General features: G+C 65.5%; 9 protein-coding genes and 1 pseudogene. 4 read left to right on the forward strand and 6 right to left on the reverse strand.

What is annotated here, in order from left to right:
* Positions 1 to 94: 94 nt before the first annotated feature.
* From BMW99_RS40945 to BMW99_RS40955, 3 genes are read right to left on the reverse strand one after another with little or no spacing between them, the layout of a single operon-like run.
* On the reverse strand, positions 95 to 2,731 hold the full coding sequence (locus BMW99_RS40945) for a WXG100 family type VII secretion target (protein WP_141726056.1): 2,637 nt from the start codon (positions 2,729 to 2,731) through the stop codon (positions 95 to 97).
* A gap of 9 nt (positions 2,732 to 2,740) precedes the next feature.
* On the reverse strand, positions 2,741 to 3,061 hold the full coding sequence (locus tag BMW99_RS40950) for a hypothetical protein (RefSeq protein WP_141726055.1): 321 nt from the start codon (positions 3,059 to 3,061) through the stop codon (positions 2,741 to 2,743).
* A 16-nt stretch (positions 3,062 to 3,077) separates the two neighbouring features.
* Positions 3,078 to 3,710: a hypothetical protein gene (locus BMW99_RS40955; RefSeq protein ID WP_141726054.1), complete on the reverse strand. Its 633-nt coding sequence runs from the start codon at positions 3,708 to 3,710 to the stop codon at positions 3,078 to 3,080.
* Positions 3,711 to 4,017: 307 nt separating this feature from the next.
* Here BMW99_RS40955 and BMW99_RS42410 point away from each other — a divergent pair.
* Positions 4,018 to 4,165 (forward strand): annotated as a pseudogene (locus BMW99_RS42410) (IS1380 family transposase); the annotation flags it as partial.
* Positions 4,166 to 4,234: 69 nt separating this feature from the next.
* On the opposite strand, the gene BMW99_RS33880 reads toward BMW99_RS42410, so the two are convergent.
* Positions 4,235 to 5,467: an IS256 family transposase gene (locus BMW99_RS33880; RefSeq protein ID WP_107451501.1), complete on the reverse strand. Its 1,233-nt coding sequence runs from the start codon at positions 5,465 to 5,467 to the stop codon at positions 4,235 to 4,237.
* A 256-nt stretch (positions 5,468 to 5,723) separates the two neighbouring features.
* Between BMW99_RS33880 and BMW99_RS33885 the strand changes: the two genes are divergently transcribed.
* Together BMW99_RS33885 and BMW99_RS33890 are read left to right on the forward strand one after the other, a co-directional pair.
* Positions 5,724 to 6,191: a DUF1877 family protein gene (locus tag BMW99_RS33885; RefSeq protein WP_069462718.1), complete on the forward strand. Its 468-nt coding sequence runs from the start codon at positions 5,724 to 5,726 to the stop codon at positions 6,189 to 6,191.
* Between the two features lie 179 nt (positions 6,192 to 6,370).
* Positions 6,371 to 6,739, forward strand: coding sequence for a hypothetical protein (locus BMW99_RS33890; RefSeq protein ID WP_141726053.1), 369 nt, complete (start codon positions 6,371 to 6,373; stop codon positions 6,737 to 6,739).
* A 310-nt stretch (positions 6,740 to 7,049) separates the two neighbouring features.
* On the opposite strand, the gene BMW99_RS33895 is transcribed toward BMW99_RS33890, so the two are convergent.
* Together BMW99_RS33895 and BMW99_RS33900 are read right to left on the reverse strand one after the other, a co-directional pair.
* Positions 7,050 to 8,246 carry a tyrosine-type recombinase/integrase gene (locus BMW99_RS33895; RefSeq protein ID WP_069462716.1) on the reverse strand — a complete coding sequence of 399 codons (1,197 nt, stop codon included), beginning with the start codon at positions 8,244 to 8,246 and terminating at the stop codon, positions 7,050 to 7,052.
* Positions 8,247 to 8,359: 113 nt separating this feature from the next.
* Positions 8,360 to 8,794 carry a hypothetical protein gene (locus tag BMW99_RS33900; protein ID WP_322899569.1) on the reverse strand — a complete coding sequence of 145 codons (435 nt, stop codon included), beginning with the start codon at positions 8,792 to 8,794 and terminating at the stop codon, positions 8,360 to 8,362.
* A gap of 67 nt (positions 8,795 to 8,861) precedes the next feature.
* On the opposite strand from BMW99_RS33900, the gene BMW99_RS33905 reads away from it, so the two are divergent.
* Positions 8,862 to 9,020, forward strand: a 159-nt coding sequence (locus BMW99_RS33905; RefSeq protein WP_143080594.1) for a transposase, incomplete at its 3' end; no start/stop codon positions are given.

Genomic DNA, 9,020 nt, shown 5'->3' on the forward strand with positions numbered 1-9,020 from the left:
GCCGTGCGGGATGTGTTTCGAACCGGGGTTCCCGTTCGGGTAGTGGCCGGGAGTCGGCGCACAAGCGTGGGTCCTTCTCGATGCATGAGATTACTCAATCGAGCTCCGTTTTTGTTGTCCCACCGCGGATGGCATTCATGATCGCCTCCTTGTCGGCGAGATACATACCATAATACGCCCAGCTGATAGGAGTGGACGCGTAGTAGCGCAGCAGCGTCGGTGATCCTTCGAGTTGGTTTCTGTATCCAAATCGCTCCCCCACCGGCAGATAATGGAAGAGGCCCTGGCGGGCAGCTCCCAGGAACCCGCCCAGGAGTTCGAGAGCATAGCCACTTCCGCTGGTCTTGTTGCCCGTCACGTGAGCGACTATGCCGTCGAGTTCCATGTTCCCAACGGCGATGTTGATTCCCTCTTTGACTCCCGCGTAGAGCGATTCCCTTGCACGCTTCGGCTCGAACGGGCGATATGGTGAGGCGATACTCTCGCTGTCTGTTGCGTCGCTCGGACTTTCGGCCGCACTTCCCCGGGACGACGTCGGCCCCAGCCCGGCGAACGGGGGCTCGGAAGGCACCGGTTCCGGGGCCGGTGAAGCCCGATGTGAGACGTCGGAGTGGTGGGACGGAGAAATGACTTCGTCATCCTGCGCCAATTCGCGGGACAGGGGTTCGGCCGATTCCGCGGTTTCCTTCGCGTGAGGGCCCGAAGCCAGTGGCGACGGTTCGCGGACGATGGATGCAGGGTTTTCTGGCGTGTAGGGTATTTCAGTCCTGATCTCTCTCGGAAAAGGTGAAGGAAGGGGCCGTTCGATGGGCTCGGCGTGTGGCACGGCAGCCTCCTTTGCCGGCAAGGACGGTGCGGATACCTCGTCGGATTCCCGGGGCAGGTACGTTTCCTCGGGCGGGGCGTCCACCCTCGGTGGAGGAGTGGCTGTGGAAGCGGGTTGTGGTGCCGTTCCGGTGGTGTCGGGCAGAGGTGCCTTCTCAGGGGCGCTCTCCGGCGCGGGAAGTCGGACTGTTCGCGGGATCTGGGCGCCGGTCTCCGTGGCGATATGCTCGGCTGAGGCTTGGCCTGTTCTGGCCGATGGGGTGACGCCGACAGGGTGGAGTACCTCGGCGGCCACGGCCTGCTGGTCGGGCGGCTCCTCCGCCGGCGCTTGGCGGGGAGGTGTCTCGTCCCGGACGTTCGGTGCGGGGATATCGTGATCGACTGCGGGCTCAGCCTGCGCGGTCAGCGATTCCGCGGGAGAAGTCGCTGTGGCGTGCGGGAGGCCGGCCTGGTCAGCAAGGTCGGCCGATCGTGCCGGGTGGTCTGTCCCGAGCGGCCGGCCGGTGATCTCATGCCTGGCGGGCGGTACCTCCCCCCGTGGGCTCCCCCCTGGCGTTTCCGCGACAGTTGCGTCGGCAGGCAGCGGAGGGGCATCGGCGACAGGGATTTGCGGCTTGTCGGCGAGGGGCGTGCCCGGCGAACCGAGGGGCTCCTCTTCCCGGATGACGGGACGGGTGTTTGGGGTGTTCGCATGCGGTTCCGTCGCGGGAGAGGTGCGGATATCTTTCGGTGCTTCCGCGGCCGACTCCGGTGGGGAAGTGGGGGATTCGGATACGGGCAGGGGAGACTCGGCAGCCGGCTCCTCTGTGTGCGGCGCTTCCTTGCCCGGTACTGCGAAGGAGACCTCCGGGCCGGTTTCTGCAGCGCTGACAGGTTGCGGATCATCGAGTCGAGGAGGATCGAGGATCCGCTCGACTTCCTCCGGAGTCGGACGGGGAATGGGTTCTTCCCGAGCGGCCTCGCTTTCCGTGGCGGGCGATGCGGGCCGGCTCCCGGTACCGGGAAGCCGGGAAGCACTCCGGGAACCCTGCTCAGCCGGGTCAGCCAAGCGCGAGGAGGTGCCCACAGGCCCACCTGGAAGTGCCAGGGCATCACCTTCGGGGTGGACCGAGACTGCGCCATCCGTGGACATCGGGACGTCGGCCTTCCCCTCCACGGCGGCTTTGAACCGCGCGCCCGCCCTGGTGGCTTCGAGGGCCTCCTCGACGAGGTTGTGTCCGATGTCGAGCCCCACGAACGCTGCCGTTTCCCAGGCGTTCGTCCGCCAGTCCACCGGCCGCCCGCTCATCAGCTTGGGCACTGCCTCGGCTACGTAGAAGCCGGTGAACCCCCGCGCGTTAGCCGGCGCGTTCTCGATCAGACTGACGATTCCCCTGCCGAGCAGCTTGCCGGCTGTCTCTCCCGCCTCTCCGGCGATCGCGCCGATCGTACGTATCGTCTCGGCGAAGCGGGCGAGCAGATTCTGAAATTCCGAGATCAGTGCGATGATGCGCTGGACCAATGGAGCAATCCGCAGCCAGACAAGGTCGGCCACACCCGCCAGAAGCGAGGCCAGGACCAGCCCTGCCGCAAGCATCTCGAGTATTTCGAGAGCGATACCGATGACCTCCCTGACGATCCGCCAGGCGTGGTTGGCGTGATCATCCACATGTTCGGCGGCGAGAACCATCGATGACGTCAGACGATCGGCCACGCGCACGTGCGCTTGCCACTGCGACACCATCGCATCCGCTCCGGGGCCGCTCCATTCCTGGCCGCTGACATGATCGGCCAGAGCGCTGTGCACCATTTGGACCTGTTCCGCGTGAATGCGGAGATCGTCCGAGTGGTCGAGGAGGCTCTGGGGGTCTCCCATCTGCCTCAAGACATTGGTCAGCCATGTTGCTATCGCGTCATTGACGTCCATACCGGACGCTCACGCCTGCGACGCGAGGCGGGAGGCAATCTGAGTGTTCTCTTCCTCTATGCGCCGGTAGATGATCCCTCCGTGCTGCAAGGCTTCGTGTGCCCGAAGGGAAAGCTGGGCGAGACGGTTGCACCCTTCGGAGATTTGCCCTGTCATCGAAAGGTAGGCGCGGTTTGCCGAATCGGCGGCGGGGCCGTGACCGAAGGACGATGGGCCGGGATTTCGGTCTTCAATGGTTCCGGTGATCCCGTCCAATTGAGTGGACGCCGCTGCGAAGTGTTGCGCCAGCCGTACCATTCCATCGGTGTCGACGAGTACGTGACTGTTCATGACTTCTCGTCCTCCATCATGCGCGCGACTCCAGGGAAATAATGTCCGTCCCGTACCGTGGAACCCTTCTGCACGAGAATTCACGGCTGTTCAAGTGTGGTTCCAGGCGATCAAGGCGCCCTCGGAAGGCCGGAAGGGAAAGCGGCGTGTCGAAAGCGCTGAGCAGCCGCCTGAAATGATGGCAACACGTCGGTCCGCGAAGTCGCAGTAGGCATCGCATGAGAAGCGTCTGGTGTCGGGTCAGCGCATGGACTCGATTGTCCCAGGCCAGAGCAGTGGCGGTGGTGGACCCGGACGCCGGCTGACGGGCGAGCCAGCGCATTTCGGCTTTGATGCGCGCGACCAACACATCGTCGGGTTCGCCGTCCGCCAGCACATTGAGGGCACCCGCATTCAGGAGTCCAGAAGACTCGACGGGCGAGCGTGAGACAAAGATGCTGGCGCGGGACAGTAACGTCAGAGACGCGGCGATTACGTTCAGGTCCGCCATCACGTCCTGACAGTCGATCACGGCCAGCGCATGGGGGGAATCCTGCAAGTATTCCCACCCACGCGGGTCGCCCCAACGGCAGGACAGGATGGTTTTGAGCCATTTGGGACGTAGCCGTCGCACCAGCCTGCTGTCGCCTGACTTTCCGAGTTCTATCACGATGACACTCGGTGCGGCGGGGTCGGCATGCGCCTCACTCGGCGCCAAACATGCGCGGGAGCCCATACGAGTACCTTTCTCCAGGGCTTGGTGTAGGCGCCGGAGTTCGCCATACCTACATGTTAGGTATGGCCTGGAAGCCCGCTCAAGGGATACAGCCCTGCGTCACCCAGAATTAACCTCGGGTTTTCACGAGGTGGGTTGTCCGAGACTTGATCATAAAAGCGGGAAGTGCCCCTGACCTGCAACGATAGGGCTTGTCGAGTGTCCCGTTGGTTGCGAGGAAAGAAGCACTCCCCAGGTGAACATGCGTATCGGGTTGTACCCACGTGTCCGTGTCGGGGGGCGGCGGACGTGGCGCGGTCTCGCAGGCCAGGGCTGTGCTGCTGGTGGAGACGGTCCGCAAGAGCGGTCTGGATACGGCGGTATCGGCGGCCCTGGCGCCGTGGCCCAAGGCGCCGTGGGGGAGTGTCTTGTTTTTCGTGTAAGCCCTGGTGGTGACGCTTCTTGGGTTTGGGGCGGTGTTACTGGTTGTCGATGACGCGGTCGCCGTAGAAGCCGGCGAGGGTGTTGATGGCCTCCTTCCAGTTGTAGGTGCGTCCGGTGGGGTTGCGTCGGTTGGGCTGGCGGTCGCGGATCACCAGGTAGAGGACCTTCAGGGCGGCTTCCTCGTTCGGGAAGTGCCCCCGGCGCCGGGTGGCCTGGCGGAACCGCGAGTTGAGGGACTCGATCATGTTCGTGGTGTAGACGATCTTGCGGATCTCGGGTGGGAACCGCAGGAACATCACGAAGTGCTCCCAGCTGCGGCGCCAGACTCCGATCAGTGCGGGGTAGCGGGCGCCCCAGATCTCCTCGAACTCCGCGAACCGCTGCTCGGCGGCATCCGGACTGGCGGCGGTGTAGACCTGGCGGAGTTCCTTGGCGATCTGCGACCAGTGCTTGGTGGAGGCGTACTTCAGGCTGTTGCGGACCATGTGGACCACGCACAGCTGGACATCCGCCAGCGGCCAGATGTTCGCGATGGAGTCGGGCAGGCCCTTCAGCCCGTCGCAGCAGGCGATCAGGACGTCCTCGATGCCGCGGTTCTTCAACTCGGCCAGCCAGGCCATCCACTGCTTGGCGCCTTCGCCGCCGGTGCCGACCCACATGCCCAGCACGTCACGTTCGCCGTCGAGGTTGATGCCGACCGCGATGTAGACAGGCCGGTTGGCGACCGCGCCGTCGCGGATCTTCAGCACGATCGCGTCGATCATGACGACGGCGTAGACCCGGTCCAGCGGGCGTTGCCGCCACGCTTCCAGCTCTTCGGTGATCTTGTCGGTGGCCCGGGAGATCAGGTCTCGGGAGACGTCGACGTCGTAGATCTCCGCGAGATGGGCCTGGATCTCGCCGGTGGTCAGGCCCTTGGCGTAGAGCGAGACGATGGCCTCGTCGAAGCCCTCCACCCGGCGCGCGTGCTTGGGCACGACCTGCGGGGTGAAGGTGCCGGCGCGATCGCGTGGCACGTCGATCTCGACCGGCCCGACGTCGGTCAAGACCCGCTTCCGCGACGTGCCGTTACGGGAATTACCCGACCCGGCGCCAGCCGTATCGCCCTTCTCGTAGCCGAGGTGATCGCTCATCTCGGCCTCCAACGCGCCCTCCAGGACCAGCTTCACCAGACCCTTGAGCAGCCCGTTCTCCCCGACCAGATTAAGCCCCTCACTGCGCGCCCGAGTCACCAACTGCTCAGCCAGATCCCGGTCGGTGTCGGTCAATCGTTGCCAACTCCGCCCCCGTGCGTACGATGTGCGAACTCTCACGGGGCCGCTCGTCCTTACTGCCCATCAGTGATCCTTCCCGGCAGAGACCACATCTCATGCCAGACCGGTCACATCGGGGCATACGCAAAATCTAGGACAGTCCCGGCCTTTCCGGAGGCCGGCGCGGTGGACGAACTGACCTCCGTGGCGGGGAAACTGACGCAGGATGCCTACAGGCTGATTGCCTGAGGCGGAGACTGGGGATGCACCTATGAGTATCGAGTTCACGATATGGCGCATCACTCTCACGGCGTACGAACGCGCGGCCGAGGCGGGGGCGCTGGGGCCGGAGCGCGTTGCCGTGGAGGAGGCGGTGTCCAAGGACTGGGACGTGCTCGCCCGGATTCTTGCGGACGGCCGGGTGCCGCTGCCGGTGACGGGTGCGGCCCGGGCGATTGCCGGGGGCGAGGTTCTTCCCGAGGACGACCTGGACAACGGAGGCACCCGGGTGCTGTCACCCGCGCTAGTGCGCGAGGTGGCGGGGGATCTGGCCGAGCTCGGTGACGCGGACATCGAGAGCAGGTACCTGACCGTCGACTTCACCGACTGCTACGGCACGAACGAGGGCGGCGCACACGCCAGTCCGGTCGAGAACTACCTGACATCCTTCCATCGCCTGCGCCAGTTCTACACCGAGGCAGCGAAGAGCGGTGACGCGATGGCGGTGTGGCTCGGCTGAACGCGCCCAGTACACGAGGCCGATCGAGAAGACTGCAGAACTTCTGACGGTGCCTCGTTGGGGTGATTCGCAAAGGTTCGGGGTGTAGTTGGCCGTGGCGGCCTACACCGTCGCCGGGGGGCTGGTTCGTCGTGCGCGTAGTTGCGCCAGTGTGGTGTGGGCTCGTCAGGCTGCGGGGGATGAGTTGGCCGGGCGCGTGGGTGAGCGTGGTGATGGTGATGGCGGCGATAGCAGCCGACGCGGTCGCCGGCGGCTCGCTGGCCCGGGAGTCGAACGCTGTGCTGGTCGAGGAGTACCTCGACGGCCCCGAAGTCGGCGTCGAGACTGTCTCGTTCGCCTGCGGCCCTCCCGGTGGCGGCGACCCGCAAGTACCCCGGGGGCTGTCGTACTTCGAGGAGACCGGCCATACGGTCGCGGCCAGCGACCCCGCTGCTCGCGGTGGCCGGGCCGGTCGCCGTCGCCACGTTCCGCGCGCGGGCCCGGCTTTCGACGGCTCGCTTTCGGCTCCGGTGTTCGATTGTCAGGAGTCCGCAAGAGGCCCACACTGAAGAAGAGACGTCGTGAAGAGAGATAGGACCAGTTGTAGGGGACCATATAGGGACCACACCTGATGCGCGTTGACGAGCGATAGCCGCATAACTGAACAAGGTGTGCGGTGAGTTCGCCCCGATTACCGGGTAAATGAGGCCCAATCGCGCGACTGGGGGTCAAGGGGTCGCAGGTTCAAATCCTGTCGTCCCGACGGTGCAGTGGGTTTAACGCCCAGGTCAGGGCCTTGTCTTGCGAGAGTGAGACGAGGTCCTGAGTTGTTTTCGACCCCTGCCTCTCACAACTTCTCACAAACGCTGTTGATCTTGGTCAGCCGAGCAGCTTCTTGAGCTTCTTCGACCCTGCTCGCAGGCTCTCCGGGTCGGGGTGCACGTAGGTCCGCTTGGTGAAGCTCAGATCCGAGTGCCCGGCCCATGCCGAAACGACGGTGTCCGGAACGCCGTTGTTAGCCATCCACGACAGGCACGCGTGCCGTGCGTCGTACAGCCGGACCTTGCGGACGCCCGCCGCTGCCATCAGCTTGTAGGCCTCCCGTCGCAGTTTGTCAGTCTTCCACGGGTGCCCGGTCTCGTCGACGAGGAGGTATCCGCTGTGCGAATAGGCTGCGCCCGCCTTGAGTCGTTCCTGCGCCTGCTGGGCGTTGAAGGCGCGCAGCGCCTTCCGGACCGGGACGGGGAGAGGCAAAGTGCGCCTGCCGGCCTCGGTCTTGGTGCCCTTCTCGACGACCTTGTTGCGGTCGCCCTTGTCGCGGGTGCGGTCATAGACGATGGTGCGGGTGTTGTCGATGGTGATGGTCCCGGCCCCGTCGAGGTCGACGTCCTCCCAGCGGGCTCCGCAGACCTCCGCCGGCCGGTTGGCGATGAGTGCGAGCATCATCGCGGCGTACAGCCGGTCTTCCCGGATGGCGGCGAGGAAGGTTTTAACCTCGGTCTCGCTCCACGGGGCGTTCCTGGCCTTGTGGGCGTCGGCCTTTCTCTTGGCCTCGCGGGAGATGGTGGCGTGCTCGGCGACATTTCGGACGACCCACTGGCGCCGCACGGCGAGGTTGAGCGCTGAGCGCAGACGGCCGAGGGTCAGCCGTACCGACCGGACGCCGAGGCCGCTGCCCGGCTGCCCGCCCCGCCGACGTCCGCTGGTCAGCATCCAGTCGACGAGGCCCTCGACGTCTTCTTCCGTGAGGGTCTGAATTTTCTTGCCCCCGAGATGCGTGCGTACTGGCCGGATGGCGCTGTCGTAGTTCGACGCGGTGCCCTCTTCCACATCCCGGGTCGCTGAGGCGAGCCAGACGTCCAGTAGTTCGTCAACCGTCATCGCACTCGGGGCGACGAACGTTCCCTGACGCATCTGATGACGGATTCGCGACAGCTCCCCGAGTGCTTCCTTCTTGGTGTCGAATGTCCGGGTCAACTGGCGGCGTTTGCCATCGTCATCCACGCCGATGTCGACGACCAGCCGAAAGCGGGTGCGGCCGTCTTTGTGTGTGACCTTGCGTATGGGTTCTTTCACCGGTTCTTCCTCCTGCCTGGGATCGGGGCGTTGTTGATGCGACTCGCGGTCAGCAGGGGGAGACCGGCAGCGGCCGCGAGCGGCCCAGGTGCCGGCCCGTGGCGCGAAGGGGCTCATGCCTGGTCGTCTACCGGGCTTTCGTTCGGATGGGGTTGGTCGACGAAGGTGAGTTCGTCGGGGAGAGCGGGGGGCACGAGGCCGTCCTGTCGCATGTGGCTCCGCAGGGCGCGTAGCTCCTGAAAGTCCTCGTAGGCGTGCTCCTCGTAGCCTTCGGCGCGCTGCAGGAGGGTGGCCCGGCGGGCGCGGTCCAAGGTGGTGCTCGCACTGCGTCGCCGTTCCCTGGCCAGGGCTGTGGATGCTGCCGCCCCGGCCACCAGGTCGCCGTGCTGCCGGAAGACGTCGAGGATGTGGCGGGCGGTGCCTTCGGTGGCGGGTCGGTCCGTTGCTCTCTCGCCGGTGAACCACGTGAGTGCGTCCCAGGTGGACACTTCCTGTCCCGGCAGGACTTCCACGGTGGCGGCGGAGCCGAGCGGGAAGAGGAGCGTCACAGGGGGACGCCTAGGAGCTGTCCGGCCGATCATGTGACTGGCTCGTCCGTCGCTCGTTGGTCCGGGCATGGGGCGGGATTTGCGTGGTGATCTGTCGGATGCCGAGTGGGAACGGCTGCGGCCGTTCCTGCCGGTGAGCAACGGTCGTTGCGGGCGGTGGCGGGACCATCGGCAGGTGATCGACGGGATTCTGCATCGGGTACGGACCGGGGTGCAGTGGCGTGAC

Source organism: Actinacidiphila rubida, assembly GCF_900110255.1.
GTDB classification, from domain to species: Bacteria; Actinomycetota; Actinomycetes; order Streptomycetales; family Streptomycetaceae; genus Actinacidiphila; species Actinacidiphila rubida.

Coding starts and splice junctions, on each gene's coding strand:
- BMW99_RS33885 (WP_069462718.1), top strand. CDS start 5,724: ATGAGTATCGAGTTCACGATATGGCGCATCACTCTCACGGCGTACGAA.
- BMW99_RS33890 (WP_141726053.1), top strand. CDS start 6,371: ATGAGTTGGCCGGGCGCGTGGGTGAGCGTGGTGATGGTGATGGCGGCG.
- BMW99_RS40945 (WP_141726056.1), bottom strand. CDS start 2,731: ATGGACGTCAATGACGCGATAGCAACATGGCTGACCAATGTCTTGAGG.
- BMW99_RS40950 (WP_141726055.1), bottom strand. CDS start 3,061: ATGAACAGTCACGTACTCGTCGACACCGATGGAATGGTACGGCTGGCG.